The organism is Ruegeria sp. BE9 (genome assembly GCF_056538765.1).
In genome coordinates, this window is sequence record NZ_JBQFTS010000010.1 from 19,564 (window position 1) to 45,826 (window position 26,263).

Annotated in this window: 23 protein-coding genes; 10 read left to right on the forward strand and 13 right to left on the reverse strand. The window is 54.2% G+C overall.

The genetic code is table 11. The annotated features are described in order from the left end of the window. Positions 1 to 10 precede the first annotated feature (10 nt). The gene (gene fcl / locus ACR0EO_RS20105) at positions 11 to 988 is read left to right on the forward strand and encodes a GDP-L-fucose synthase (RefSeq protein ID WP_480692604.1); all 978 of its coding nucleotides are present in this window, start codon (positions 11 to 13) and stop codon (positions 986 to 988) included. A gap of 32 nt (positions 989 to 1,020) precedes the next feature. Here fcl and ACR0EO_RS20110 read toward each other — a convergent pair whose 3' ends face one another. From ACR0EO_RS20110 to ACR0EO_RS20140, 7 genes are all read right to left on the reverse strand, one after another. Continuing rightward, complete coding sequence (locus ACR0EO_RS20110) at positions 1,021 to 2,097, reverse strand: DUF2793 domain-containing protein (RefSeq protein ID WP_480692606.1); 1,077 nt, start codon at positions 2,095 to 2,097, stop codon at positions 1,021 to 1,023. A 183-nt stretch (positions 2,098 to 2,280) separates the two neighbouring features. Further along, entirely contained in the window at positions 2,281 to 3,174 is an 894-nt protein-coding gene (galU, locus tag ACR0EO_RS20115; protein WP_480692608.1) for a UTP--glucose-1-phosphate uridylyltransferase GalU, read from the reverse strand. Positions 3,175 to 3,463: 289 nt separating this feature from the next. Then, on the reverse strand, positions 3,464 to 5,269 hold the full coding sequence (locus ACR0EO_RS20120) for an ABC transporter ATP-binding protein (RefSeq protein WP_480692610.1): 1,806 nt from the start codon (positions 5,267 to 5,269) through the stop codon (positions 3,464 to 3,466). Between the two features lies 1 nt (position 5,270). Further along, positions 5,271 to 6,200 carry an ABC transporter permease subunit gene (locus tag ACR0EO_RS20125; protein WP_480692612.1) on the reverse strand — a complete coding sequence of 310 codons (930 nt, stop codon included), beginning with the start codon at positions 6,198 to 6,200 and terminating at the stop codon, positions 5,271 to 5,273. A gap of 10 nt (positions 6,201 to 6,210) precedes the next feature. Further along, on the reverse strand, positions 6,211 to 7,134 hold the full coding sequence (gene oppB, locus ACR0EO_RS20130) for an oligopeptide ABC transporter permease OppB (RefSeq protein WP_480692614.1): 924 nt from the start codon (positions 7,132 to 7,134) through the stop codon (positions 6,211 to 6,213). 66 nt (positions 7,135 to 7,200) lie between these two features. Beyond that, the gene (locus ACR0EO_RS20135; protein WP_480692616.1) at positions 7,201 to 8,829 is read right to left on the reverse strand and encodes a peptide ABC transporter substrate-binding protein; all 1,629 of its coding nucleotides are present in this window, start codon (positions 8,827 to 8,829) and stop codon (positions 7,201 to 7,203) included. A 401-nt stretch (positions 8,830 to 9,230) separates the two neighbouring features. Beyond that, complete coding sequence (locus ACR0EO_RS20140; RefSeq protein ID WP_480692617.1) at positions 9,231 to 10,466, reverse strand: lytic murein transglycosylase; 1,236 nt, start codon at positions 10,464 to 10,466, stop codon at positions 9,231 to 9,233. 187 nt (positions 10,467 to 10,653) lie between these two features. Here ACR0EO_RS20140 and ACR0EO_RS20145 point away from each other — a divergent pair, with 187 nt between their 5' ends. From ACR0EO_RS20145 to ACR0EO_RS20170, 6 genes are read left to right on the forward strand one after another with little or no spacing between them, the layout of a single operon-like run. Further along, positions 10,654 to 11,616: a cytochrome ubiquinol oxidase subunit II gene (locus ACR0EO_RS20145; protein ID WP_480692618.1), complete on the forward strand. Its 963-nt coding sequence runs from the start codon at positions 10,654 to 10,656 to the stop codon at positions 11,614 to 11,616. Then, entirely contained in the window at positions 11,613 to 13,697 is a 2,085-nt protein-coding gene (locus ACR0EO_RS20150) for a cbb3-type cytochrome c oxidase subunit I (RefSeq protein ID WP_480692620.1), read from the forward strand. Before ACR0EO_RS20145 ends, ACR0EO_RS20150 begins: the two co-directional genes overlap by 4 nt. After that, positions 13,694 to 14,326 (forward strand): cytochrome c oxidase subunit 3, encoded by a 633-nt coding sequence (locus ACR0EO_RS20155; protein ID WP_480692622.1) that lies wholly within the window; start codon positions 13,694 to 13,696, stop codon positions 14,324 to 14,326. The genes ACR0EO_RS20150 and ACR0EO_RS20155 overlap by 4 nt, the downstream gene beginning before the upstream one ends. Further along, positions 14,319 to 14,645 (forward strand): cytochrome o ubiquinol oxidase subunit IV, encoded by a 327-nt coding sequence (locus ACR0EO_RS20160; RefSeq protein WP_480692624.1) that lies wholly within the window; start codon positions 14,319 to 14,321, stop codon positions 14,643 to 14,645. Before ACR0EO_RS20155 ends, ACR0EO_RS20160 begins: the two co-directional genes overlap by 8 nt. Positions 14,646 to 14,667: 22 nt before the next feature. Continuing rightward, entirely contained in the window at positions 14,668 to 15,651 is a 984-nt protein-coding gene (locus tag ACR0EO_RS20165) for an HlyD family secretion protein (RefSeq protein WP_480692626.1), read from the forward strand. After that, on the forward strand, positions 15,648 to 17,171 hold the full coding sequence (locus ACR0EO_RS20170) for a DHA2 family efflux MFS transporter permease subunit (RefSeq protein WP_480692627.1): 1,524 nt from the start codon (positions 15,648 to 15,650) through the stop codon (positions 17,169 to 17,171). Before ACR0EO_RS20165 ends, ACR0EO_RS20170 begins: the two co-directional genes overlap by 4 nt. Here the strand turns inward: ACR0EO_RS20170 and crcB are convergent. Together crcB and ACR0EO_RS20180 are read right to left on the reverse strand one after the other, a co-directional pair. Further along, on the reverse strand, positions 17,168 to 17,530 hold the full coding sequence (gene crcB / locus ACR0EO_RS20175; protein ID WP_480692629.1) for a fluoride efflux transporter CrcB: 363 nt from the start codon (positions 17,528 to 17,530) through the stop codon (positions 17,168 to 17,170). The two genes, ACR0EO_RS20170 and crcB, sit on opposite strands and share 4 nt — an antisense overlap. Further along, complete coding sequence (locus tag ACR0EO_RS20180; protein WP_480692630.1) at positions 17,527 to 17,928, reverse strand: fluoride efflux transporter FluC; 402 nt, start codon at positions 17,926 to 17,928, stop codon at positions 17,527 to 17,529. Before ACR0EO_RS20180 ends, crcB begins: the two co-directional genes overlap by 4 nt. A gap of 197 nt (positions 17,929 to 18,125) precedes the next feature. Here ACR0EO_RS20180 and ACR0EO_RS20185 point away from each other — a divergent pair, with 197 nt between their 5' ends. The 3 genes from ACR0EO_RS20185 to ACR0EO_RS20195 all read left to right on the forward strand — a co-directional run bounded on the left by ACR0EO_RS20185 (position 18,126) and on the right by ACR0EO_RS20195 (position 22,248). Beyond that, positions 18,126 to 19,706 (forward strand): FMN-binding glutamate synthase family protein, encoded by a 1,581-nt coding sequence (locus ACR0EO_RS20185; RefSeq protein WP_480692632.1) that lies wholly within the window; start codon positions 18,126 to 18,128, stop codon positions 19,704 to 19,706. A gap of 62 nt (positions 19,707 to 19,768) precedes the next feature. Further along, positions 19,769 to 20,308, forward strand: coding sequence for an RNA polymerase sigma factor (locus tag ACR0EO_RS20190; protein WP_480692634.1), 540 nt, complete (start codon positions 19,769 to 19,771; stop codon positions 20,306 to 20,308). After that, positions 20,305 to 22,248, forward strand: coding sequence for a vWA domain-containing protein (locus ACR0EO_RS20195; RefSeq protein ID WP_480692636.1), 1,944 nt, complete (start codon positions 20,305 to 20,307; stop codon positions 22,246 to 22,248). The genes ACR0EO_RS20190 and ACR0EO_RS20195 overlap by 4 nt, the downstream gene beginning before the upstream one ends. Positions 22,249 to 22,284: 36 nt before the next feature. Here the strand turns inward: ACR0EO_RS20195 and ACR0EO_RS20200 are convergent, their stop codons facing one another. The 4 genes from ACR0EO_RS20200 to ACR0EO_RS20215 are packed head-to-tail and all read right to left on the reverse strand — an operon-like array spanning position 22,285 to position 26,195. After that, positions 22,285 to 22,935 carry an ABC-type transport auxiliary lipoprotein family protein gene (locus ACR0EO_RS20200; protein WP_480692637.1) on the reverse strand — a complete coding sequence of 217 codons (651 nt, stop codon included), beginning with the start codon at positions 22,933 to 22,935 and terminating at the stop codon, positions 22,285 to 22,287. After that, on the reverse strand, positions 22,932 to 24,248 hold the full coding sequence (locus ACR0EO_RS20205; RefSeq protein ID WP_480692638.1) for an MlaD family protein: 1,317 nt from the start codon (positions 24,246 to 24,248) through the stop codon (positions 22,932 to 22,934). The genes ACR0EO_RS20200 and ACR0EO_RS20205 overlap by 4 nt, the downstream gene beginning before the upstream one ends. A 14-nt stretch (positions 24,249 to 24,262) precedes the next feature. Next, positions 24,263 to 25,069 carry an ABC transporter ATP-binding protein gene (locus tag ACR0EO_RS20210; protein WP_480692639.1) on the reverse strand — a complete coding sequence of 269 codons (807 nt, stop codon included), beginning with the start codon at positions 25,067 to 25,069 and terminating at the stop codon, positions 24,263 to 24,265. Position 25,070: 1 nt separating this feature from the next. Then, on the reverse strand, positions 25,071 to 26,195 hold the full coding sequence (locus tag ACR0EO_RS20215) for an ABC transporter permease (protein ID WP_480692640.1): 1,125 nt from the start codon (positions 26,193 to 26,195) through the stop codon (positions 25,071 to 25,073). Positions 26,196 to 26,263: the final 68 nt, after the last annotated feature.

The following is a 26,263-nucleotide window of genomic DNA, read 5'->3' on the forward strand; positions in this document are numbered from 1 at the left end:
GGAGGGCGAAATGCGCAAGATCTATGTAGCAGGTCATCGCGGCATGGTCGGTGGTGCAATCTTGCGCCGTTTGCAGGACCGGAAGGCGGCGGGCGAGGCACTGGAGCTGATCACCCGCACCCATTCCGAACTTGATCTGACGGATCAGGCTGCGGTTCGCGATTTCATGCAGACCGAACGTCCGGATGTTGTAATTTTGGCAGCGGCCAAGGTGGGCGGCATCCATGCCAACAACACTTACCCGGCCGATTTCATTTACGACAACCTGATGATCGAGTGTAACGTGATCCATCAGGCTTTTGCTGCTGGTGTCAAACACCTATTACAGCTGGGCAGCTCGTGTATATACCCGCGTGCAGTGCCGCAACCTATGCGAGAAGATGCCCTGCTGACCGGAGTGTTGGAGCCGACTAACGAGCCCTACGCCGTGGCCAAAATCGCAGGAATCAAACTGTGTGAAAGCTACAATCGTCAGCACGGTGTCGATTATCGTTCGGTTATGCCGACCAACCTTTATGGGCCGGGCGATAACTTCCATCCGGAAAACAGCCATGTCTTGCCTGCATTAATCCGCCGTTTTCATGAAGCAAAACGTGATGGATTGGATGAGGTGGTAATCTGGGGCACAGGCAAGCCCCGTCGCGAATTCTTGCATGTCGATGATATGGCCGAAGCGTCATTGTTCGTTTTGGAACTGCCTCGCGACGTTTACGAAGCCAACACTCAGCCTATGCTGAGCCACATCAACGTAGGCTGCGGCGAAGATGTTTCGATCGCTGAATTGGCCGCGCTTGTAGCGAAAACCACAGGATACACTGGGCGGATTACACAGGACTTAAGCAAGCCGGACGGAACCATGCGCAAGCTAATGGACGTGTCTCGCCTAGCGGATATGGGCTGGCGCGCGCGGGTGGGCCTCGAAGAAGGTATTCGTGAAACCTATGCTTGGTTTCTGGAGCAAGGCGACGCGGACCTTCGGGCAAAGTAACCGCCCGGGTATGAACCCGAACGGTTTGAAAACTAGTACCAGCGGCCAACCGCAATGGCCGTTGGTTTAACTGTAGCTGAATCGCTTACAGTCGCCATTGCTTTGAAACTCACCTGAGTATCTGTCGGAGCGTCAAAACCCAAGAAACGAGTGTTTGTTCCCCCATTGCCACTTACGGCAATATTGGCGCTTGAGACGAAAGCCATTGGGAAAAACCAGGTTCCCTCGTCGCTTGCAAACAGTGCGCCTTCTGAGTTTGTACAACCAGTCGCAGGAAGAGTGGCGGTGCAGATTTGGGTTCCATCCGCGAACCGAACGTAATCGCCATTCGACGTTGTTCCGCTTTCGATCACTGATCCTGTTGGTGTGCCTGTATTTTGGGACACGGTCCCAAGTAAATTGCCTGGCCCATAGCCGTAATCGGCTCGCATCAAACGACCCGCCGTCGTGTCTGTCGCACTGTCCTGAACTGCGGCACCGCTCAACGTTCCTGTAGATGGATCTACGGTGACCGCGTCAATCCAGTTCCCTCCATCTGGAGAAACCTTGATCGAGAAACCTGTATCGCCAGATAGTCCCATTTCAGCATGACCAGTCCAGTTTGATTGGAACACTAGGGAAGCTGTGTCGTCCTGGCTGGCCTTATTGATTTTCAACTGATGACTGCCCCCGTCGTGGCTGAGCAGGCTAGCCGGAGAGCGCACTGAAAGGCGATTTGTATCGTCAAAGTCCGTCGCGATACCGACGCCATCTATGCTTTGCGTATCTACCGGAACGTCAGCCCACGAGCTGCCGTTCCATACTTTGATTTGCCCTTCGTTTTTGTCCCAAGCACGCCAGCCAGCAGCAGGATTTAAATAGTGCCAAGCGTTATCCAGCCACGCCGCCAGCATATCGCTTTGCCCAGACCATACGCCGACAGGTGCCGCACCCAGTGCGTGAACTTCACCCTGTTCCGGGGCCGCAGGCGGTGTCGTTGCGCCGGTTGAAACGACAGTGAGTTGAACGATCAAGTCCAGCTGACGCAACGCCTCGTTGTGGGTTACGTGCTTTTGGGCTTGAGATGGCTGTATGAATGGTAGTTCCAAGCGCGGTGAGGTTTGTGACACGGGCGTCCTCCTGAGGCTGTCGATCCGACAAGTTCATTTCGCGCCACTGTGCTGTGGCCAACATGAATCTCGTCTGACCGGGTAGGACGCCCGCTAAACCTTTTGCTTACTTTTCAAGTGTTCGTAACCGGTTGATGCGTATCAACCAGAGCCCAATTTTTCAGGAGTTAGGTGTTCAGATTGCTACTGAGCCGCCTGACCTGTGGCATACATATCCTGCAGGTAATTGTTCAAATCATCCCGAAGATCGTCGCGCGCCAGAGCAAAGGCAACTGTCGCTTGGAGGAACCCAGATTTAGAACCGCAGTCAAAGCGCTGACCGTCAAACTTGTAGCCAAAGACGGGAACACCATTGCGGATGTCTTCTGCAATAGCGTCGGTTAGCTGAATTTCGCCGCCGCTGCCCTTTTTCTTTTGGTTCAGGTTGTACAACACAGAGGGGCCAAGCACGTATCGTCCAATTACAGCCAAGTTGGACGGAGCTTCCTCGGGTTTCGGCTTTTCAACCATTCCTTTTGCACGGACAACGGTTCCGACGTTATCACCAACATCCAGAACACCGTAGGAACTGGTTTTGTCTTCCGGAACTTCCATAGCGGCGACCATGTTGCCGCCAGTTTCTTCATATGCCTCAACCATTTGTTTAAGGCACGGCTTATCTCCGGCGATTACGTCATCTGGCAGCATGACTGCAAAAGGTTCGTCACCGATCAATCGGCGCGCACACCAAACAGCATGGCCCAGCCCTAGCGCCTTGTGTTGGCGGATATAGGCGATGGCGCCGCTTTCCATGTTGGTCGCGTTCAACGTCTCCAAAAGCTTGTCTTTGCCTTTGGATTTCAGCTCCTGCTCAAGAACCAGATTGTGATCAAAATAGTCTTCCAAAGCGGATTTGCCGCGCGATGTCACAAAAATAAACTCTGTGATGCCAGCGGCTCGGGCTTCATCGATGGCGTATTGAACCAAAGGACGATCGACCAATGTCATGATTTCTTTGGGAACCGATTTTGTAGCAGGCAGGAACCGTGTGCCCAGCCCCGCCACGGGGAAGATCGCCTTTGTGACCTTGCGTGCCATGTTACCTCTCTAAAAACAAAATACTATTCCGTCGATCGCTGCCGTTTCTCTTAGGCCTTGCGACTTCAACATTCAACGTCGACGGACAAACAATAATGTAACCACCGATCAATCGTGCCACCGGGAGCGTCCGGAGTCAAAACGATCGCGCGCAACATCGCCTGTGGTTGCCTATTTTTTGCCTATCCTGAGTACGTCTTAAAGGCGTCCCAGACAAATTTTTTTGTTAAAGTAAAATAGGTTCGACACGAAAGCGTGCCCCAATGCCGCAAGGCATTGGGGCGGTTCTTTATGCTCCGGACATGATCGCTTCAAGCGGGTCGTGTTCTGCCACAAAATGATCGGGCTTTACCTCGCTCAACTTTGGGACGTAATCCGTTTCGCCTTTAGATAGCCGACTGGGCAAAAATCGAAGTGCAGCTTTCGGATCCATTGGCGATGGCAGTTCCCCGGGTAGTTTCAGGCGCTGACGGTTTCGTTCGACATCCGGGTCAGGGATCGGAACCGCCGAAATCAGGGATTTCGTGTATGGATGAATCGGTTCTGAACAGATGACTTCACCGTCACCCAGTTCTACAATCCGCCCCAGGTAAAGCACCATAATTCGGTTCGAAACCGCACGCACGACCGAGAGATCATGGCTGATAAAAATCATGGAGAGACCGAACTCTTGCTGCAGCTCGCGCAATAACTCAACGATCTGCGCCTGAATTGAAACATCCAAGGCTGAGACTGCCTCGTCACAAATGATTAACTTAGGTTTGTTGATCATCGCGCGCGCAATACCGACTCGTTGGTTTTGACCGCCTGACAACTCGTGTGGGTACCGGTTGATCATATTAGCGTTCAAACCGACCCGCTCCATCATTTGCGCGACCATGTCCTTTCGTTCACGGTCGGTTAGATCGGGGCGATAGGTTTTCAGCGGCTCGGCAATCGAGGCCGAAATAGTCATCCGCGGATCCAAGCTGGCCAAAGGATCCTGAAACACGATTTGCAGATCCTTGCGATACTTGTTCAACTCGGCGCGTTTCAGCCCTACGATGGGATGGCCCAACCAACTGACATTTCCCGCGCTGGGTTCGATCAGTTGGAGAACGGCCCTTGCAAGTGTGGACTTGCCGCAACCGGATTCTCCGACTACCCCAAGCGTCTCGCCCTTGCGGATGTCAAAGCTGACGCCATCAACCGCTTTCAAAGGTACATTCCGCCCGAACAACCCACCTTTGACGTGGATTGGGAAATGCACTTTGACGTCATCCACTTTGAGTAGCGGTTCTTCAACTTTGTCCAGCGCTTTAGGCGCATCACCGGCATCAATGCGAGGCATCGCTTCAAGGAGAGTGCGAGTGTATTCGTGCTGCGGTGCGCGGAAGATTTCCCGTGTGTCCCCAGCTTCGACAAACTGACCAAGACGCATGACCTGAATACGGTCGCACATACGAGCGACGACGCCCATGTCGTGGGTGATCAAAGCGATCGCTGTGCCTTCGTCTTTCTGCAGCCGGACCATCAGGTCCAGAATGTCAGCTTGAACAGTCACGTCCAATGCCGTGGTAGGTTCGTCCGCGATCAGGAGTTTCGGATTGCACAACATTGACATGGCAATCATGACACGCTGGCGCATACCGCCAGACAGTTCGTGTGGATACTGATCCAGGCGGCGCTTGGCTTCGGGAATCCTCACACGCTCCAACCATTCCAGACAACGTGCACGCGCCGCCGAGCCTTGTAGACCTTCGTGAACCTGAAGAACTTCGCGCATCTGCTGCCCGATCCGCAGATGCGGGGTCAGCGCGGTCAGCGGATCCTGAAAGATCATGCCAACATCCGAGCCGCGGATTTTGTTCAGCTTGTTGATTGGCAGGTTGAGAATTTCCTTGCCGTTCAACATGGCCGACCCCAAGGCGCGTCCGGCTGGCGGCAACAGTCCCATTGCAGCCATGAATGTCTGGCTTTTGCCTGACCCACTTTCACCTACGATGCCAAGGCATTCACCCGGATTGATGTCGAAACTGATGCCTTTGACAGCCTCGACTACTCCATCCGGTGTGTCGAACTGGACGCTCAGGTCTTTAACAGAAAACAGGCTCATATCAGCGATCCTTCGGGTCCAGAGCGTCACGCAGGCCATCGCCGATGAAGAACATCGAGATGATGATGGCGACGTAGAAAGTCAGGGGGTACATCAGTTGCCACAGGGTTCCATAGGCCATGGTTCCCGCGCCTTCGGCAATCAGACGGCCAAGCGAGGTGTAAGGCTCCGAAATCCCCAAACCTAGGAACGAGATGAAACTTTCCGTCAGGATCATTTCGGGTACCAAAAGCGAGGCATAGACGATCACCACGCCCAACAGGTTGGGCAGGATGTGGCGGTACATGATAGTGAACTCGCTGACACCAGCAGCGCGGGCTGCCTCGATGAATTCGCGGTTCTTCAAAGTCAGAGTTTGCCCCCGAACGATCCGCGCCATGGTTAGCCAACCGACCGCGCCAAGCGCGATGAACAGCATCATGAAGGATCGTCCGGCGACGACCAGCAGCAGGATGATGATCAGGGTCGCCGGGATGGCCAGAAGAATGTCGACAAAGCGCATCATCACGCTGTCAACGCGCCCGCCGATATATCCAGCTGCAATACCGTAGCAGGTGCCAACGATCAGGGCGGTCGCTGCACCAATCAGCCCCACCAGCAAGGATGTCGTGGTCGCCTGAATGACACGGCTGTAAAGATCGCGCCCCAGATCGTCGACGCCGAAATAGTGCCCGGTTTCGATCGAGGGCATCCCCATGCCGCGCACATCGCCCATGACGTTCCAGTCGATTTCTTCGTTATTCCAAACAGCGAAATATGGGCCCACAATCGTGAACAACACGATCAAGGCCAGAATGAACACACTGGCCATCGCGGCCTTGTTGCGGACAAAACGTATCCGTGCGTCCTGCCAGAGCGAACGCCCCTGTATGACCGTGTAGTCGGTGACATCTTCAGCCAGTTGGGCGGCTTTTTGTGATTTTCCTAGCATTGCCAGCCCCTTAGTATCGGATTTTCGGATCGAACCAGGCATAAGCCAGGTCGGTCAGCAGGTTCACGATGACTGTGAGCGCACCGTAAAGGATCGTGACTCCCAACAGCACCGCATAGTCCCGCGACAGGGCCGACCCGACATAGGCCTGACCCAGACCGCCGGTTGAGAAATAGATGTCCACAAAGACCGAACCCGTCAGAACGTAGACAAAGACCGGACCCAAGTAGGACACAACAGGGAGAAGCGTAGGCTTAAGTGCGTGACGCCAGATTACTGTTCTGGTCGGCAGCCCCTTGGCCCGTGCTGTTCGAATGAAGTTCGAGTTCAAGACTTCAAGCATTGATGAACGTGTGATCCGTGCGATCGATCCCATATAGGACGTCGCCAACGCAATTACCGGCATAATCAGATATTGCCATTGACCGCCATTCCAGCCGCCTCCTGGCAGCCAGCCCAGCCACAGGGTAAAGGTCAGGATCAGGATCGGGCCCATGATGAAGTTCGGCAGGGCTTGTGCGGCGATGCCCAGCCCAACCGCAAAGTAGTCGATCCAGCTGTTGTGCTTGATCGCAGCGGCAATCCCCAGGCTGACGCCGATGGCAGTGGCAACAAGAAACGACAGGGATCCGTAAGTCAGCGAAATCGGAAATCCTTGCGCGATGATATCATTGACGTCCCGGTCCTTGAACTTGAAGGACGGGCCAAAGTCGAAATGCACGACAATATTGTACAGGTAGTCCCACAACTGCTTCCAAAGCGGTTGGTCCAACCCGTAGCGCGCCTCGATATTTGCCAGAACCGCTGGCGGCAGAGGCCGCTCCGAGGTGAATGGCCCTCCGGGCGCGAAGTGCATCAGAAAGAAACAGGCGACGATCAACAAAAGGATCGTCGGAATGGCGACCAGCAGTCGCCTTAGACTATAGGCAAGCATTTCATGCCCCCGTGTTTATTGGCCCTGCCCCGAGCGATCCCGGGGCAGGGCGTGGTTCAAAGACGATTATTCGGCAACCTTGTAGAGGTTTTTCGAGTACCAGTTTTGCTCGACGTTGTTGACGGGCCAGTTCCCTACGTCAGTGTCCATCATGTAGACGCCGGCATAGTGGTAGATCGGGATAACCGGTGTCTCCTGAGCAATGATCCGTTCAACTTCGGTGTACAACGGTGCCGGATCTTCAGCAGTCTTGGCCTGAGCCAGCAGTTCGTCAACTCGAGCGTTGCTGTACTTGCCGTCGTTGTAGCCGGACTGTGATTGCAGCAGGTCAAGGAAGGTGGACGCTTCGTTATAGTCGCCACACCACGCGCCCCGGGCCAGATCGAAGTTCTGGTTGCCACGCTCCTCCAGGAACACTTTCCATTCCATGTTGGCCAGTTCGACATTAACGCCCAGCTTCTGTTTCCACATCTGGCTCAGCGCAACTGCCACCTTTTTGTGATCTTCGTTGGTGTTGTAGACCATCTCAAAGCTCAGCGGGTTGTCTGGGCCGAAACCTGCACCTGCCATCAGTTCCTTGGCCAGTTCATCCCGCTCGGGCTGTGTCATCGAGGCCATCTCGACTTCGGGGACTGTGAAGCCAGCGGTCGCTTCGGGCGCGAAAGTGTAAGCCTGAGGCTGGCCACCAGCCATCACTTTTTCCGTGATGATTTCGCGATCAACGGCCAGTGAAAGCGCTTGGCGGACATTGGGGTCCTTGAACGCCTCAGGGCCGTCTTCGGTCAGGTTGAACGTGTAATAGTAGTTACACAGGCGCGGGAAGCTGATGGCCTGATCCGGGTGTTCCAGGCTCAGACGGGGAAACTGCCCTGCGGGAACTTCAGTACGGTCCAGTTCGCCAGCCAGATAACGGGTCAAAGCTACGTTTTCATCGTTAATGACCAGTGTCACGACTTTGTCCAAGATCGTGTTTTCGTTGTCCCAGTACAATTCGTTACGCTCACGAACCGAGCGTTCCTGAGGCAGATGTTCGGTCCAGATATATGCACCGTTCGAGACGATGTTTTCGGGCCGGGTCCAAGCGTCGCCATGTTCCTCGATCACCTTTTGAGGGGCCGGGAAAGTGGTTGAGTGTGTGGTCATCTGCGGGAAATAGGGCAGGGGCGCGCTCAGAGTGACTTCCAGGGTGTGGTCGTCGATGGCTTTGACACCCAACTCGTCAATTGGCTTGTTCCCGGCGATAATTTCAGCCGCGTTTTCGATCGACATCAGTTCCATGAACCAGGCATAGGGCGAGGACAGTTCAGGATCGACCGCCCGTTTCCAGGCATAAACAAAATCACCTGCGGTTACCGGATCACCGTTCGACCATTTGGCATTGTCACGCAGGGTAAAGGTATAGACATCATTAGTGTCGTTGGTGGTGTAGCCGGTGGCAACACCCGGAACCAGGTTACCATCTTCATCCTGGTTCATCAGGCCCTCGAAAAGGTCCCGGGTAATTTCGGCGCCGTAGGTATCTTCTACGACCTGCGGGTCAACCGAGCTGTGCTCATCGCCCAAGCGGTAGATAAAGGTCTGGTCGTCAGCCAGCGCTTCGCCGGTATCAGGATGCGTGCCGGCGGCAAAGGCGGCACCGGTGATCATGGTCGAGGTCAATAGCCCCGCCAGAGATGTTCGAATGTACTTGTTCATGTTGTTTTACTCCCGTTTTTGGGGGTTGAGCACGCGCACCCTTTCAGGATGGCCGCTGACCACCATGTTTGTCCGACCCTGAACGAGACCGGGACTGGTTCGAATTTTGCTTTGTCAGATCGCAATGAACACCGCGTCGCAGTCTTTCGGTTTGCAGTCAGGAACGTGTTTGCGAAAGTCGCCTTTCACTGCCGCCGAAGGTGGCACTATTTCAAATCGTGTTAAAGCCTTTGCCTGAAAATTGAGCAACCATAGGTGGATTGTGAGCCGAACACGGTGGATTCCCGAAATATAATAATGAAACTTGATGGGTTCTTAACACTTTTGTGAAGGCAAGTCTCAAAACTTGACCGAAGGGAAAGGATTCGCCGGCCAGTTTGCGTAAGGGTCAGGGCGAATCGCTAGGGCTTTAGGGCTGTCTTCATGCTCGCTTCTGGAAAGCACGTAGGAGAGCGACCTGTTGCTTGCTGCCAGCGACCGATCGAACGGCGCGTTTTGAAACCCGGCAACCCATCTGCGCCACCAACATCATGACCTTGCTGCTCCAATGCGCGCTGCATCGTCGCGACGTCCGATCGATAAAGGTTGCCCACGTTTCCCCAGCGCCCTTTGAAATCGCCAACGCCATATTGAATTCGGTCACCGACATGGCCAACGAAAAGGGCGTAGAGGTCGCTCTTGTTGTAATCCTTCAGTACATAGAAGTTCGGTGTAACGATGAACGCTGGCCCGTTCCGACCGGCCGGCATCATTAGATACCCTTCACCCTCAAGTTCGTGCTTGGGAAACGGCTTACCTGAAACGCGGGTGATCCCCATTTCGGCCCACGCGCTAATAGACCTGCCCTGGTCCGGCCCCTCCAATGCGCAGGATACTGACGGAGGCACGGAGACTTCGAACCCCCAATCGCGTCCCGAAACCCAACCATGCTGGGCCAGAAAGTTACCGATAGACGCGATGGTATCATCGGATGATGACCAGATATCGGACTGTCCGTCTCCATTTCCGTCTGCCGCGTAGGTCAAGAAATTCGAAGGCATGAATTGGGGCTGACCCAAAGCTCCGGCCCAACTGCTTTTCAACGCTCCGGCTTTCGCGTGACCGGCCTCCGCGATTTGCAGTGCTGCAATGAGCTCGTCGGTAAAGTACGCGGCACGTGTGCTCATGAACCCTTTAGTTCCCAGCACCTGAAATGCATTGTGGCGAATAGGAACTTGGCCATATCCGCTTTCACGGCCCCAAATGGCCAGAATGATCCGTCCCGGAACTCCTGTTTCGGCCTCCACTCGGCTCAAAGTCGATTCATGTCGGCGTGCCATCTGACGACCCACCGATGTCGCCCCCTGAACTGAACCCGCGTTGAAATACCGACCAGGAGAGCCGAACTCGGCTTGCTTCTGTTTTTTGGGAGTTTGCGACTTGCTGCCCGGTGGGACCAAATCAGGCAGCTTCCAGTTCAGAGTGACACCATCAAATGCGGCACTCATTGTGCGGCGAGATACGCCTTTGGTTTTGGCCTGTGGCCAGACAGTGTCTTGGAGCCATACCTGAAATTGCTGCTCAACCTTTGCGCGATCTTGCGCATAAGCGTTGGTCGAAAGGCACCAAAGGCCGAGGGCTAGTAACATCCATCGCATCACAAGAATGTCTCGCCCCCTGCCGGCGACAAGTCAACAGCGGCCACCGCCTCAATTTGTATAAGCGTATTGGTCTGGTTGTGTACGGCATCTGGTGGACAATCGGTAGTTTTAGAAAAATCCTTGAGAAAATTCCTGACTCTGCCGATAGTTGGCCGGAGTTGAAGGGAAAAGAGGACGATCTGGCGTGGCCCTGCTCAGACATTCAACTTTGTTATCGGCGGTCCGGTTAGCAACTGTGGTTGTTGCGGCAACGACGCAAGTTGCATGGGCGAGCGACAGCTTTATGGATCCGCAAGGCCCGATTGCCGCTGTCCAAAAAGTCCACCTGTTTCGCGCAACTGTTTTGATAATGATTGCCGTGATCCCGGTGTTGGTTTTGGTTCCTTTAATTGCGCTACGTTATCGTCGTCGCACAGGCAGTTCTGCTGAATACCGACCCAAATGGGATTTTTCAGGGAAACTGGAATTTGTCATGTGGGGCGTTCCGGTGGTGATCGTGGCGCTTTTGTCTTTCTATTTGTGGAAGGCGACGCATAGGCTGGATCCTTATACTACGGCTTTCGGTGAGACACCGGCTTTGAACGTTCAGGTGGTCGGTCTCGATTGGAAATGGCTGTTTATATATCCAGAATTGGGCATCGCAACCGTGGGCGAGTTGGGAATTCCAGTCAAACAGCAGGTTGCGATGACGTTGACGACAGATACCGTCATGCAGTCTTTTATGATCCCGGCACTGGCGGGGCAGATATACGCCATGCCGGGGATGACGACAAAACTGCATCTGGTGGCGGATATGCCTAAGACGATGCAAGGAGAAAACACGCAATATAACGGCCGTGGTTTCACTAAGCAGAAGTTTCTGACGCAAGCTATGCAGCCCGCGGACTTCAATGCCTGGGTTGAAAGTGTTCGCACCAATGGCATCCCGTTGACTGAGGACACGTATCGAACTCTGGCCATGCGCACGGATCGAGATGAGGTACAGGCCGCATTGGGAACCGCACTCATGCCACTCAATGCTCTGTATTTCACTCTGGAGGAGGGTGATCTGTTTCAGTCGATCCTGCACCGCTATCACGGAGGTAAACCTCTGCCGGTGGATCAACAGCCGGGCACCGTTGAATTCGGGCAGGAGGCTCAAAAATGACCGATACCGGTTTCTTTGGCCGTCTGAGTTGGGACGCGTTTCCGATCGTCGGGCTGATCCAAAACCCCAATGCAAATGAGATCGTAGCCAACGCGGCTGCAGGCATCGTCATCGTTGGTGTTGTTGCCGTGGTTGGCTTGTTGACTTGGTTCCGCCTGTGGGGGCCGTTATGGCGCGACTGGCTAACCAGTGCGGATCATAAAAAGATCGGCATCATGTACATCGTCTTTGCGATTGTCATGCTGGCGCGGGGTGTGCTTGAAGGTGTTGTCATGCGGGCGCAGCAGGCGGCCGGGCCGGGAGAGGGGTTCCTTGAAGCCGAACACTTTGCCGAACTTTTTAGTACCCACGGTACGATCATGGTGTTTTTTGTGGCCGTGCCCTTTGTGTTCGGCTTAGCAAATTACCTTGTCCCTTTGATGATCGGCGCGCGAGACGTGGCCTTTCCGGTGATGAACCAGATTAGCCTGGGTCTAACAGTCTCGGCAGGCATGATGTTGATGGTGTCGCTGTTGGTGGGTGAGTTTTCGACCGGAGGATGGACGGCTTATCCACCCTATACAGGTGCCGCCTTTAACCCAGGAGTAGGGCCGGACTACTGGATCTGGGCTATTGTTGTATCGGGAATTGGAACCACGCTGACGGGGATCAACTTTGCCGTCACCATCTACAAGCTAAGGGCGCCGGGCATGAAATTCATGCGGCTGCCGATGTATTGTTGGACCATCATCAGCAGCTCGATCCTGATTGTCTTTGCCATGCCGCCGCTTGGCGTTGCCGCCTTGATGCTGGCGGCAGACCGGTACCTGGACTTCCACTTTTTCACCAACGACCTTGGCGGGAACATGATGAATTACGCCAACCTGTTTTGGCTTTTCGGTCACCCTGAGGTCTACCTTCTAGTTCTGCCTGCCTATGGAATCTATTCCGAAGTTTTTGCCACCTTCTCGGCCAAACGGCTTTACGGCTATAACTCGCTGGTGATTGCCACGATGTGTATCGCGGTCCTGTCGTTCACCGTTTGGCTGCACCATTTCTTTACTATGGGCCAAAGCGCGCTGATCAACGCGGTCTTTGGGATTGCAACTATGTTGATCGCCATTCCAACTGGGGTGAAGGTTTATGACTGGATGGCGACTTTGTATCGGGGCCGTATCCGGTTTTCGGTGCCCATGCTGTACGGTTTGTCTTTTCTGATGCTGTTCGTGATTGGCGGTTTGTCGGGAGTGATCCTTGCGAATCCGACGGTCGACTATCAGGTGCACAACACACTGTTTCTTGTGGCGCATTTCCACAACGTTTTGCTGCCAGGTGTGCTTTTCGGTCTTCTGGCTGGGTACAATTACTGGTTCCCCAAGGCTTTTGGGTTCCGGCTGAACGAGCACTGGGGACGTATCACTGTGTTGCTGTGGACCGTCGGCTTTATGCTGACCTTCCTACCGCTTTACTTTGTGGGCCTTATGGGAATGCCACGCCGGTCTTTCAGTTGGGACGACCCTAGCTTTCACCCATATATGATCATCGCCGTTGTCGGTGCACTGGTGATCCTGTCGGCGCTGTTGTCGGTGATCGTCCAATTGTGGGTCAGTATCCGCGACCGAGAAAAGACCCGCGTACCGGTAGGAGATCCATGGGATGCGCGTACGTTGGAATGGTCGATCCCATCGCCTCCGCCGCCCTATAATTTTGCCGTTATCCCCAAGGTGACCGATCGAGACAACTTTGCTGCCGCAAAGGAACGGGGCGAGGCCTATCCGACGCCAGAGGAATACGAGGATATTTCGATGCCGCGAAATACCGGGATCGGTTTCATCCTTTGCGTGCTCAGCGGTGTCTGGATGTTCGCACTGGTCTGGTGGATCTGGTGGCTCGCGGCCTTGGTAACAGTTCTGATGCTTGCGGCCTTCATTGCCTGGACATTCAAAACTGATTTCGAAGAAATCATTCCTGCCGAGGAGGTGCGTAAGCAGCACGAAGCTTGGCTGGAGCTAGTGCACACTTCCACTGCTGTGGATCGGGACCATGAAAGTGCATCGGAAAACCGTGGCCTTGCACGTCCTGACTTGGAGGTTGCGACATGAAGCGTGCACCTACCCATAGTTACCCCGGCTTGAACCTCGGACGGCGGCATGAAAGTGCCCATAAGGCCGCCGAAGTTGTGACTTTTGGGTTCTGGGTCTTTTTGATGAGCGATCTGGTCTATTTCGGCCTGATGTTCGCGATCTATATCACCATGATCGATGCACAGGCCGGCGGACCTGGCCCTCACGAGCTTTTCGATCTCAAAAGCATCTTTGCCCAAACTCTCATCTTGCTGACAAGCAGCCTGACGGTTGGTCTCGCGATGCTGGCGCTGAAATACAATTTGCCCCGATGGCGGATCGTTTTCTGGTTCTGTGTGACGTTGGTTCTTGGGCTCAGCTTTTTGGTGCTGGAGATCCGAGACTTCGTCGCAATGGCCGAACAGGGCGGTATCCCGCAACGCAGCGGGTTTTTGTCGGCCTACTACGGTTTGGTTCCCTTGCACGGGCTTCACGTTGCGGCGGGGTGCTTGTGGCTGATTGTGTTGGGCATTCAACTCCGAGTGTTTGGGTTGACCGACCTTTTGATGTCGCGTGTCGTAAGGCTGGCCCTGTTTTGGCATTTCCTTGATCTGATTTGGATTGGCATCATCACTATCGTTTATTTCGGAGGCCTGACCTATGGATAAGCGCAGCGAAATGCATCGTCGTGAACGGCGCCGTTATATAATTGGTTATGGCGGTTCGCTTCTATTGACGGGTGCTGTTTTCACGATTGCCTACAAATACGGGATTGAAACCAAAGGGGTTTACCTGTCGATCGCGCTGCTTGGGCTGGCGCAACTGATCGTTCAACTGGTTTATTTCCTACATATCGACCGCCGCCGCAGCAGCCGGGAAGACCTTGACCTGATTTTGTTCTCTACGCTGGTCTTATTGATCATCATCCTCGGAACCGTTTGGATCATGGGCAATCTGGCGATGCGGATGCACACCTACCCGATGTAGCGACGTTTATGAGGCCTGAAGAATGAAATCTATGAAAGCCATCGCTGTTGCAGCCATGTTGATCGCCATAGCGGCAGGGCTGTTTTTGTTTTGGCGTCATGAAGAACGGTACCCGTCCACCAAGGACGCCTATGTCGGCGCGAACATCATCTACGTCGCGGCGCAGGTGACCGGTCAGGTTGCCGAGGTTCCGATAACCGATAATCAACCGATCAAGGCAGGCGATCTTCTGTTCACAATCGACGACACTCAGTTCAAAGCATCCGTGGATCAGGCTCAGGCTGATCTCGATAGTTCTATGCAGCAGGCGCAGTCCTATTCCACGCAGATTACTGCGGCAGAGGCGGCCGTCGAATCTGCCCAGTCTGCCTTCAACACAGCCAAGAATAACTTTGAGCGTACCAAGGCGTTGTTTTCAGACGGGGATGTGGCCCAAGTCTCGCTGGATCAGGCTACGACAGAGTTCGCACAGGCTTCTGCCCGGCTGACCACCAGCCAGTCCGGCCTTTTAGCTCTTCAAAGCGGCTTGGCGGCCAAACAGGATGATGTCCTGTCCGCCCGTGCCCAACTTGAAATTGCGCAGGCCGATCTGAACTGGACCAAGGTTTATGCCACCGCCGATGGTTGGATTGCCAATCTGAGCCTGCGACCCGGATCAGCGGTTTCCGCCAATTCACCACAGTTTTCCATTGTTGAATCCGCCGAATGGTGGGTGGATGCCAACTTTAAGGAAACGTCTCTGGCTCGGATTCATCCGGGTCAGTTGGTCACCGTAAAGGTGGACATGTTACCTGGTGTCACTTTGACCGGCAAAGTGGCGTCGATCGGACGAGGTTCAGGTGACACTTTCTCGCTTTTGCCATCCGAAAACGCCAGCGGCAATTGGGTCAAGGTCACGCGTCGCTTTCCGGTGCGTGTTGCGCTGGACCCGACCGACGTACCACTGCGTGTTGGCGGCAGTAGCAAGGTAACCGTGGACACCACCGCAGATCAGGCCGGCAAATGACAGCTTCGGCGGCAGGCCGCGTCAATCCAGTGATTGTCGTAGCCGTGGTGCTTAGCGCCATTCTTGAAGTGCTCGACAGTACTATTGTCAACGTTGCCCTTCCTCATATTCAGGCGGCGTTTGGTGCGACCACGGATCAAGCGACTTGGATTTTGACCAGCTACATCGTTTCGGCCGTGGTTGTTATGCCTTTGACCGGGTTTGTGGCCCGTCGGGTTGGGCGTCGCAGGTTGATCCTGACTGCTATTATTGGCTTTACCACAATGTCCATAATGTGTGGCCTGTCCTGGAGTCTTGAGACAATCGTGATCTTCCGACTGGCGCAAGGCATGTTTGGTGCATTCCTTATCCCACTATCACAGTCCATCCTGTTCGACGCTTTTCCGCGTGAAAAACGGGGGCAGGCTATGGCGGTTTTCGGGCTGGGTGTCGTTGTGGCCCCGGTGCTGGGGCCAACGATTGGTGCGATCCTGACCGAGTACTTTTCGTGGCGGATGGTGTTTTTCGTAAACCTGCCGGTGGCAGCCATGGCTTTGTTGCTGTTGGCCGGAGAGCTACCTGATGACGAAACGGAAAAAGTTCAGATCGACTGGATTGGTCTGGCGTTGCTGGCCCTCGGTATCGGGTGCTTGCAGTTTATTCTGGATCAAGGAGAAACCAAAGACTGGCTGTCCTCACGTGTCATTCAGGTGGCGGTGATCGCATCAGTACTGGGTGCATTGGGGTTCATCGTCCATGCGCTGACCACTAAACACTCGGTGGTCGATCTGCGCTTGTTTGCAGATCGTAATTTTGCCTTGTGCAATCTGGTTATTGCCGGGTTTGCAATTTCCCTTTTTGGCGGGATCGCCATTCTGCCAACCTTTGTACAAAACCTGCTCGACTACCCAGTTATCGAGTCTGGGCACCTTTTCATACCAAGGGGCATTGCTGCAGGAATATCGATGGTCGGAACTGGAGCCGTTCTGGTCACGCGCTTTGACCCGCGCTTGTTGGCGGGCGTTGGTATGCTCTTAACCGCGGTAAGTAATTTTATGCTGGGGGCGGTTAACTTGGATGCCGGGTTCTGGGAGCTCGCCTGGCCTGGTGCGGTGAGTGGGCTTGGTATGGGGCTCGTCTTTGTACCGATGTCGATCCTGGCGTTTGAGAGTATCTCGAAGTCCCGGCAGGATGAGGCATCGGGGCTGTTCAACGTAACGCGGCAATTGGGTTCATCGGTTGGCATCTCGCTGGTCGGTACATGGGTCGTGAGAGGGTTGCAGACCAATACGGCTGTTCTCAGTCAGAACGTTACGCCTTACAACCCCGCGGCCCAGGCGTACTTGCAACCGCTAGGTCTGACGCCAGACAGCGCGCAAGGCGCAGCTATTCTGGGTCAAGAGATCAGCCGTCAGGCCGAACTGATTTCCTATTTGACTGTGTTCAATAACCTTGGATTACTAGCACTTGCGACAATACCATTATTGTTTTTCTGCAAGGCGCCGAAACCCGGGACGCAAGCCGCTGTTCACGCACACTAACGCATCAGGACAAGGCCCATCCAAAGAGCGAGCCAACACATCGCCAAACTCAACAGGATGTTACCTGCTGCCAGTGCAATGGTGCGTTCTCTGTGTAGTTCCAATGATTGATATGCGAAACTTGAGAACGTGGTGAAGCCTCCGCAGAAGCCAAAGACCAAACGCTTTTCTTCTTCGCTCATGTCTATGGGGCCACCCAAATATCCGATCCATAGACCGAGTAGCAAACTTCCCAACACATTCACGATCAGAGTTGAGACCGGCAAGTCGTGATTGATCCGCAATGCGATCCAATGTCGTAACACAGCACCCAAACCGCCACCTAAGCCAAACATTGCATGCAGATAGAGGTCGCTCATTGTTGTGGCCTCCACATACGGCGACCGATTGCTTCGCCCAGAACGGCGGCGGCGAGGCCCACAGCGATTTCTAATGAGGCGGCTGTCAGTGCATTCCAGATATTGGACGCCGCCATGCGGTTAAGTTCGGCAACAAAAGAGGAAAACGTTGAAAGCCCACCGCAAAACCCGACGGCCCCTAAGTGCAGCACATGTGCGTGCACTCGGTGGCGTATGGCATAGAGCCACCCCAGCACAAAGCACGCCACTACATTGATACCGAACGTGGCCGTCAGAACAGAAGCACCCGGGATTTGCGCCGCAAAGGCTTCGCGCAGCAACGACCCTGCCGCGCCCCCGACGAAGACAGACACAAACATAATAGCTGTGGTCCGCACTGCAGGTTTGGATTGTGTCACGGCTGATGTTCCTGCCCAGGTTCGCCTTTTACTGGGCATACCGTGTGCCTCTGGGTGGATCAACTCTGGCTAAGTCTTTTTCATACTTCACGAATTCGCTCGTTGCCGTGAGATGCGCCACAAACGCTTGCAATCAAAAGCCGATTTGTATCACGGTTGGAGCACGGTCAGCTTAACGGAACTTTGGGAGAGCACGAATGATTGTACGCAGACTCTATTACATCCTGAGCTACGTTTGCCTGCCGTTAACCCTGCTTTGGGGATATTTTTGGCCACCTGCCTTATGGCTGCTGGTCATTCTGATCCCTTACGCTGTGGTTGGTCTCTATGATATGTTGACCACCAAGCACAATGTTCTGAATAACTACCCTGTCCTGGGTCACTTCCGCTATATGCTGGAATTTGTAAGCCCGGAAATCCGCCAATATTTTGTTGAAACAAACGAAAGCGGGCGTCCCTTCAATCGAATTGTACGCAGTCTGGTCTATTCTCGGGCGAAAGGGCAGGTGGATACCCAAGCTTTTGGAACTCAGTATGACATTCTTTCAGTGGGGTATCACAGGGCTGACCATTCGCTCTCGCCGAAAGAGGTGGATGAAAGCGAGGAGAGGGTAATGCTGGGGGGGCCGCAATGCACCCAACCCTATCACGCATCTCGATTAAACGTATCTGCAATGAGCTTTGGCGCGCTTAGCGCCAATGCGATCCGGGCGCTGAACGGTGGTGCAAAGGATGGTGGCTTTGCCCACAACACAGGCGAAGGTGGTTTGTCACCGCATCACTTGGCCGAAGGGGGTGACATCATTTGGCAAATCGGCACCGGCTATTTTGGATGCCGCACATCCGAAGGCGGGTTTGACAAAGACCTGTTTGCAGAGAAGGCCAAAAAAGACGTGGTTAAGGCGATTGAGATTAAACTGTCGCAAGGGGCGAAGCCGTCTCATGGTGGTGTGCTGCCTGCGGCCAAAGTAGACAAGGAAATCGCTGAGATCCGTGGGGTGCCTGAACATCAAGACGTTATCTCTCCCCCGATCCACTCGGCTTTTGAAGGTCCGACTGGTCTGTTGCATTTCGTTCAACACCTAAGAGAAATGTCAGATGGGAAACCCATCGGTTTTAAACTTTGCATTGGAAAACGATCGGAGTTCTTAGCGATTTGCAAGGCGATGCTGGAGACCGGCATCTTACCGGACTTTATCACCATCGACGGTTCAGAAGGCGGCACCGGCGCTGCGCCCGTTGAGTTCACTAACCGTCTTGGGATGCCTCTGAATGAGGCCCTGATCTTTGTAAACAATTGCCTGCGCGGAGTCGGTTTGCGAGACAAGATCAGGATTATCTGCTCCGGCAAAGTTGCCACAGGGTATGACATGGTCGAGAAATTTGCCTTGGGTGCTGACATGTGCAACGCGGCGCGGGCCATGATGTTTGCCGTGGGGTGCATTCAGGCATTGCATTGTAATACGAACCGCTGCCCGTCCGGTGTCGCTACGCAAGATCCTATACGGGGACGGGCCGTTAACGTCCCACAAAAACGTCAACGCGTTCACCGGTATCATGACGCCACTCTGGAAAGCTTCCGAGAGTTGTTGGGCGCGATGGGTAAAGAAAGAGTTTCGGAACTTCAGCCCGAGGACATTCGCCGCCGAACCGCAGATGAGCGGGAGCAGTCTTATGCCGATCTCTACAACTTTGTAGACGAGGGTATTTTGTTGTCGAATGAGATCCCGATTGAGTTTGCTGCAGATTGGAAGATGGCGTCGGCTGATCATTTTTAATTTTTTTGGGGACAGCCGCCAAGGAATGGCCCATCTGATCCGTCTTATCCAATGTGATGCGTATGACAACAACGGATGAAGACCTGGCAAAGGCCGCCTCGCGGGGCGACGCTGATGCGTTTGCGTCGCTATTGGAGCGGCATTACGATAGCGTGTTTCGACTGGCTTTCCGGCTGACTGGGCGGGCTGATCAGGCCGAGGATTTGACGCAGGATATATGTGCTGCTTTACCCGTCAAGATCGTAGGTTTTCGAGGGCAGGCAAAATTCACCACTTGGCTTTATCGAGTGGTCGTCAACGCGGCAGAGGATGCACGTCGCCGTCAAACCAGCCATAACCGGGCCGCCGAAGGATGGGGTGACGTGGAACAGATGCGTCGCGCCGAGGCGGCGGAGTCTGCCGAAGCCGTCGATTGGTTGCAGCGCGCCATGCGGTCTTTGCCGCAAGAGTTGCAGGATACGCTGGCACTGACCTTAGAAGATGAAATGACCCATGCCGAAGCCGCCGAAGTTCTAGGAGTGTCCGAGGGCACAGTTTCCTGGCGCATGTCTGATATACGAAAGCGTTTGCGCGCTTTGCGGCAAGAGGAGTTGGCGGAATGACAGACGACTTTGAAGATCTGAAAACGCTTATGAGCTCGGCCACCCCGACGCCGAACGCGCAGCGCCGGGCAAAAAACCTGGAACAGGCGCAGAAAATCTTCGCCAATACCCAAGGATCGCCGGTTGAGAAACGTCCGACTGTTAAGCGAGGCCTGAAGGTCCGCCTGACAGAAGGAGCGAAAACCATGTTGAATGCCCTCTCACATCGCGGTGCTTTAACTGCGACAACCGCAATTGCCGCTGTGGCGCTGGTTATGATCCTGCCGCAGACGCGGGACTATGTGGTGAACCCGACCGGTTTAAAGGAAAGCAGAGTTGCGACGCCGCCAGCATCGCAGTTAGAGGCAGATTTTGCGGGAATGGACGAACCAGTCGTTGAGGCCCCGCTTGTTGTTGCTGAAGAGATCGCGCCTACGCAAAAACTGCGTTCCTACGAGTCGGAGGTCAATCGCAGTGCGCGAATTGGCATTTCAGGTGATACATCAAACGCAGTCAGACCCTTGGTGGCACCTGCACCTGTTCAAGACTTGGGCGTCACAGTCGAAGCCGATACCGAAGTGTTCGCAAATGCGGATGCCAATCCGCTGAAAGTTACGGCAGAAGACCCGGTTTCCACCTTTTCTATTGATGTTGATACGGCCTCCTATTCGATTGTCCGCTCTTCGCTAATGCGCGGTCAGTTACCGCCAAAAGATGCAATTCGGGTGGAGGAGATGGTGAATTACTTCCCTTACGACTACCCCGCTCCAGAAGATGATGCACCGTTTCGTCCTACGATAACTGTCAACCCTACACCTTGGAACGAAGGTACACAGTTGGTTCATATTGGTATCCAAGGGGCGCTGCCTCTGATCGAGGATCGACCTCCGCTAAATCTTGTGTTTCTGATCGATACGTCAGGTTCGATGCAGGATGTGAACAAGCTGCCGTTGCTCAAGCAATCCTTCCGCCTTTTGCTTTCGGAATTGCGACCCGAAGATCAGGTCTCGATCGTTACTTATGCAGGTAGCGCCGGGCAGGTGCTGGAGCCTACGGAAGCATCGAACCAAGCGAAAATCTTTGCGGCACTTGAACAACTTGAAGCCGGAGGTTCGACGGCAGGCCAAGCCGGGTTGCAACAGGCCTACCAAGTTGCCGAAAGCATGGCTACGGACGGCGAAGTAACGCGCGTAATCCTTGCAACGGACGGAGATTTCAACGTTGGTTTGTCGGACCCAGAGACCTTGAAAGAGTTCATTGCTGGTAAACGCGACAGCGGTACTTTCCTAAGTGTTCTTGGTTTCGGTCGAGGAAACTTGGACGACGCGACGATGCAGGCTCTGGCGCAAAATGGGAATGGACAGGCCGCTTACATCGATACACTGGGCGAGGCGCGCAAAGTGTTGGTTGACCAGTTGACAGGAGCGCTCTTTCCGATCGCAAATGACGTAAAAATACAGGTCGAGTTCAATCCTGCCCAAATCGCCGAGTACCGTCTGATTGGGTATGAAACCCGCTCTTTGCGACGCGAAGACTTTTCGAACGACAAGGTTGACGCTGGCGATATAGGTGCCGGCCACACTGTAACTGCGATTTACGAGGTTACTCCGGTTGGATCTCATGCGATCCGAAACGGTCCGCTGCGCTATGCGGAACGGTCGGTTTCAGAAGGATCAGAAGAAATAGGGTACTTCAAAATGCGCTACAAAGAGCCTGGAACACACAACAGCCAATTGATTGAGGAGCCGATTTTTGCAGGGCAGGGCTTTGTGACAGAAGACGTTCAGTTCTCGTACGCTATTGCTGGGTTTGGCGAGCTGCTGCGTGGCGGGTCATATCTGGGGTCGTGGTCATATGACGACGCTATCGACCTTGCCAATTCGGCAAAAGGGGAAGATCTGTTTGGCTACAGGGCAGAAGCTGTCACCATGATGCGCCTTGCGGAAACACTGGACCAATAGATCTACCACAAGGGCGTTGCCGCCGAGCAGCGCCCGTTAATACTGTCTTGGGTTTTTGGCGGCGTGATTGTTGATTTTGCGAACACTCCATTCGACAGCGTCCCGCATTGTTTTACCCAACGCTATGTCAAACGCATTTACCAAGTCCGGTGTCTGGTCGCTGGCTGAAACCACGTATTCCTGAAAGGAACTGGACGCGATGATTTTGTCTTCAAATTCGTCGATGATCTTAATGTTCATGCGCACCTCAACTCGAACAGTGCGTGAACCGTCGGCGTCATTGACGACCAACCCTTGGAACTCACGCAGATCAGGAACAACGACATAATCTGCGCGCAAACCAACGGTCGAGCGACCTACAGCTGCAACTTTTCCGCTGTTTTCATAGCTCTCAACAAGCAGGGCCTGAACGATCAGTGGGGCCCGATCCACCCAGCGGGCGCGAGGCAGGTATTGTACCTGCAAAGGCGTGGGTTGGACGGCAATCTGATCGGTGTTGACGGCAGCGGTTGCCGTCGGTTCCTGTACAACGATCTGTTTCTGTACGCGCGGCAACGAAGATGAGAACGTGCTTTTAGGCGTCAGCAAGTACAGATCATTCGGTTTTGATGCTTGTTTGAGCGTTCCAAGTCCGGCGCACCCAGCAAGAGCTGCCAAAGACAGAACAACAAGAAAAAACCTAATCATTGACGAAACTCCGATGCCTGGGTTCCCAGTAAGAAGCGGGCGGGATCACGTTCCAGTTTGTCCACCAATCGATCCAGATTGATGACAAGGCGTTGTCCCTCTTCGATAAAGCGGGTGAACTGTGGCAGGCCAACGCGCATAAAGTCGGACAGCTGACGGCGATTGTCCTGAACGATGCCGTCGATGGTGCCCAGCAATTCCGATGCGGATTGTGAAGCGCTAAGTATGTCCGCAGAAATATCGTCGAGCTTTGTGGTCACGTTCTTAACCGTGCTCGCAACTTCGTTTGCCGCATTTCGAACGTCGGCCATTACCGTACCAATGTCTTCGTTGATAACCTTGTTGGCCGAGTCAAAGGCCTGCTCTGCAGACGTTAGTGTCGTCTTGGCTGTTTCCATCGCACCTGTGATAGAACCAAGGGTCTTGTTCGCGTTCAAGAAGGTTTCAGTGACGGTTGCCAGTGCGACACCGCCCTCGTCAGACAACCCCGATAGATTTTCTGCCAAAGCCGAAGCTCGTTCGATGAACGGTTTCACGTCTTGTCGGATCACCTGATCGGCCGTTTCAATTGTCGTTTTCGCACTGTCCAAAGCAGCCGTTGCTGACTCTGACGCGGTTTTAACGCTTGTAAGCGTATCCGTTCCTGCGTTCAGAGTTTTCTCTGCTGTATCAGCCAACTGGTCTAGGCGCGTTGTGAAATCGCCAAGTTTGGATGCGGCGCCACCCAGATCTGTTGAAAGGCTTTCGAAGTCGCTCAGTGTTTTCTCGAGTTTGCCGGACGCAGAGGCGAGGTTTTCCAGAATGTCGCTGACAGATTTGCGGTTTTTGTCGTCTACAACAGCGTTGAGGTTTTCGAGGAGCGTAACGGCCTCATCGAGAACTTTAGGCGCGCCCTCGAACAGGGATTGGATCGCGCTGCGTTTGCTTTTTATAACGCTGTTTTGCGGCAGCCGTTCATTGCTCGCGGAACCACCGGTCAGTTCCACATAACTAACCCCTGTCACGCCAAGCGATTGCAATTGCGCAATTGTGTTTTCGGTCACGGGAATGTCCGCATCTACTTCAAGCTTGACCCGCACTTTGGATGGGTCGTCGTCGTCAAGTTGAAGAGAAATCACCTGTCCAACCGGAAGACCGTTGAAGCTGACGCCGCCTGCCGCCGAAAGGCCTGATACGTTGTCAAACAGAACATCATAATACGCGTATTGCCGCGATACCTCGAACTTGGCCAGCCAGAGGAAAAAACCAAATGCGCCCAAGATACCCGCAAGGGTGAAAGCGCCGATCAGAATGTAATTCGCTCGGGTTTCCATAGCCTTTACCTGTCCTACCCCTTCTCTTGCGCTGCGCGCGCCCGGGGGCCGGTGAAGTATTCCTGCACCCAAGGATGCTCGACTTTCGTCATTTCTTCAATCGGTCCTTCAACCAGCACGCGTTTTTCAGCAAGAACTGCGACCCGATCGCAAATGGCGTATAGGCTGTCCAAATCATGCGTGACCATAAAGACCGTCAAGCCCAAAGCATGCTGAAGTTCACCGATCAGTTCGTCATAGGCGGCCGCCCCGATCGGATCCAAACCGGCGGTCGGTTCGTCAAGAAACACGATTTCGGGGTCCAACGCCAAAGCGCGCGCAAGGGCCGCGCGCTTGCGCATCCCGCCGGAAAGCTCGGACGGAAACTTTCCACAGCTGAGCTGGGGAAGACCGACAAGACTAATTTTTAGGCTTCCGAGGGCCTGCATCAGGCTCTCGCTGATCCCGGTATGCTCACGCAAGGGCGCCATGACGTTCTGCAGTACAGTAAGTGAGGAAAACAGTGCTCCGTCCTGAAAGGCCACTCCCCAATGGCGTTCGATGCGGCGGCGTTCTTCCTCAGGCCCGTTCAGCACATCGACCCCAAGTACCTCGATACTGCCGGCCGCGGGTGTGTTTAACCCAACGATAGTACGAAGCAGAACAGACTTGCCCGTACCCGACCCGCCGACAATGCCCAGGACTTCTCCGCGCCAGACATCCAGATTTAGATCCTTGTGCACGACCTGTGTGCCGAACTGGTTCGTCAGATTGCGCACGCGAATTACGGCTTCGCGTTGAGCGTCGGCTTTAGAGTTCTGTTCCAATACGGTTCCGTCCATGTCAGACCCCCAGAACCGAGAAGAAGATCGAAAACAGTGCGTCCAGCGCGATAACCATAAAGATCGACTGCACTACCGATGCAGTGGTTCTTTGGCCAACACTCTGAGCCGACCCTTTCACCTGCATCGCCTGCCAACATGCGATGACGCCGATCACAAGCGCAAAGAAGGGCGCTTTGATCATCCCAATCGCAAAGTGCCAAATGCCAGTGTTTTCCTTCAGCCGGGTCGTGAACATGCCGGGGCTGACGTCTAGGTCGATCCAGCTCATCAAGCCGCCTCCGATCAAAGCCGAAATATCGGCGATGAATCCAAGGATCGGCAACATGATCAGCAGGGCAACAACCCGCGGGATAACCAGCACTTCGACTGGGTCCAGCCCCAAAGTTCGCATCGCGTCGATCTCTTCCTGAACTTTCATGGAGCCGATAGACGCGGTGAATGCCGATCCGGATCGGCCAGCGACAATAATGGCGGTGAGCAAAATACCCAGTTCGCGCAGTACTGAGATCGAAATCAATTCGACCACGAAGATCTCGGCTCCGAACTGTTTCAACTGGGTGGCGCCCTGAAAAGCCAACACGACGCCGATCAAAAAGCCCATTAGCGCTACAATCGGAATGGCTTTGAAACCCGTTTCTTCCATCTGCGATACCAGAGCGGCTCTTCGCAGTCGGTGCGGCATCAGAATTGTGCGGGCAAGCCTGTGCAATGTTAACCCCAGAAAGCCCACCATCGACAGCGTGTCCTTCCAAGCCCCAACGGTGCGTTCGCCAACGCCTGCGACCCAGCCTAAAATGCTGCGATGCTCAACCGGAGTGCCAGGATCGTCAGGTATATTGTCTGCGACAGTGTCGAGCAGCGCAGAATGGGCCGGGCTCAAGCCGTTGTATGTGACCTCTGCACCAGATGCGCGGACGCGTCGTGCCAAATTCGCAATCAGCCACGCTCCGCCGGTGTCCAGCGCCTGAATTTCCGAGAAATCAACTGTGACGTCGCTGCCATCCGGTTGAAACGAAGCGAAGGCCTTTTCAACAGATGCCAAAGATTGCGTCAGCAACTCGCCCGTGACCCGCAGGTGAACACCGTCAGATGTTCGGTCTGAATGTATCGCTGGCTGCGTCATGGGCGTATGTGAAGTGAAACCAAATTGAGCTGCAATGTATTTTTGCAACGTCGATGGTATTTCTCATG

Bases quoted from the DNA above. Each gene is read 5' to 3' on its own strand.
- ACR0EO_RS20160 (WP_480692624.1), top strand. From the start codon at position 14,319: ATGGATAAGCGCAGCGAAATGCATCGTCGTGAACGGCGCCGTTATATA.
- ACR0EO_RS20120 (WP_480692610.1), bottom strand. From the start codon at position 5,269: ATGAGCCTGTTTTCTGTTAAAGACCTGAGCGTCCAGTTCGACACACCG.
- oppB (WP_480692614.1), bottom strand. From the start codon at position 7,134: ATGCTTGCCTATAGTCTAAGGCGACTGCTGGTCGCCATTCCGACGATC.
- ACR0EO_RS20125 (WP_480692612.1), bottom strand. From the start codon at position 6,200: ATGCTAGGAAAATCACAAAAAGCCGCCCAACTGGCTGAAGATGTCACC.
- ACR0EO_RS20190 (WP_480692634.1), top strand. From the start codon at position 19,769: ATGACAACAACGGATGAAGACCTGGCAAAGGCCGCCTCGCGGGGCGAC.
- ACR0EO_RS20185 (WP_480692632.1), top strand. From the start codon at position 18,126: ATGATTGTACGCAGACTCTATTACATCCTGAGCTACGTTTGCCTGCCG.
- crcB (WP_480692629.1), bottom strand. From the start codon at position 17,530: ATGAGCGACCTCTATCTGCATGCAATGTTTGGCTTAGGTGGCGGTTTG.
- ACR0EO_RS20200 (WP_480692637.1), bottom strand. From the start codon at position 22,935: ATGATTAGGTTTTTTCTTGTTGTTCTGTCTTTGGCAGCTCTTGCTGGG.
- ACR0EO_RS20140 (WP_480692617.1), bottom strand. From the start codon at position 10,466: ATGCGATGGATGTTACTAGCCCTCGGCCTTTGGTGCCTTTCGACCAAC.
- ACR0EO_RS20195 (WP_480692636.1), top strand. From the start codon at position 20,305: ATGACAGACGACTTTGAAGATCTGAAAACGCTTATGAGCTCGGCCACC.
- ACR0EO_RS20170 (WP_480692627.1), top strand. From the start codon at position 15,648: ATGACAGCTTCGGCGGCAGGCCGCGTCAATCCAGTGATTGTCGTAGCC.
- ACR0EO_RS20155 (WP_480692622.1), top strand. From the start codon at position 13,694: ATGAAGCGTGCACCTACCCATAGTTACCCCGGCTTGAACCTCGGACGG.
- ACR0EO_RS20150 (WP_480692620.1), top strand. From the start codon at position 11,613: ATGACCGATACCGGTTTCTTTGGCCGTCTGAGTTGGGACGCGTTTCCG.
- ACR0EO_RS20165 (WP_480692626.1), top strand. From the start codon at position 14,668: ATGAAATCTATGAAAGCCATCGCTGTTGCAGCCATGTTGATCGCCATA.
- ACR0EO_RS20205 (WP_480692638.1), bottom strand. From the start codon at position 24,248: ATGGAAACCCGAGCGAATTACATTCTGATCGGCGCTTTCACCCTTGCG.
- fcl (WP_480692604.1), top strand. From the start codon at position 11: ATGCGCAAGATCTATGTAGCAGGTCATCGCGGCATGGTCGGTGGTGCA.
- ACR0EO_RS20135 (WP_480692616.1), bottom strand. From the start codon at position 8,829: ATGAACAAGTACATTCGAACATCTCTGGCGGGGCTATTGACCTCGACC.
- ACR0EO_RS20215 (WP_480692640.1), bottom strand. From the start codon at position 26,195: ATGACGCAGCCAGCGATACATTCAGACCGAACATCTGACGGTGTTCAC.
- galU (WP_480692608.1), bottom strand. From the start codon at position 3,174: ATGGCACGCAAGGTCACAAAGGCGATCTTCCCCGTGGCGGGGCTGGGC.
- ACR0EO_RS20210 (WP_480692639.1), bottom strand. From the start codon at position 25,069: ATGGACGGAACCGTATTGGAACAGAACTCTAAAGCCGACGCTCAACGC.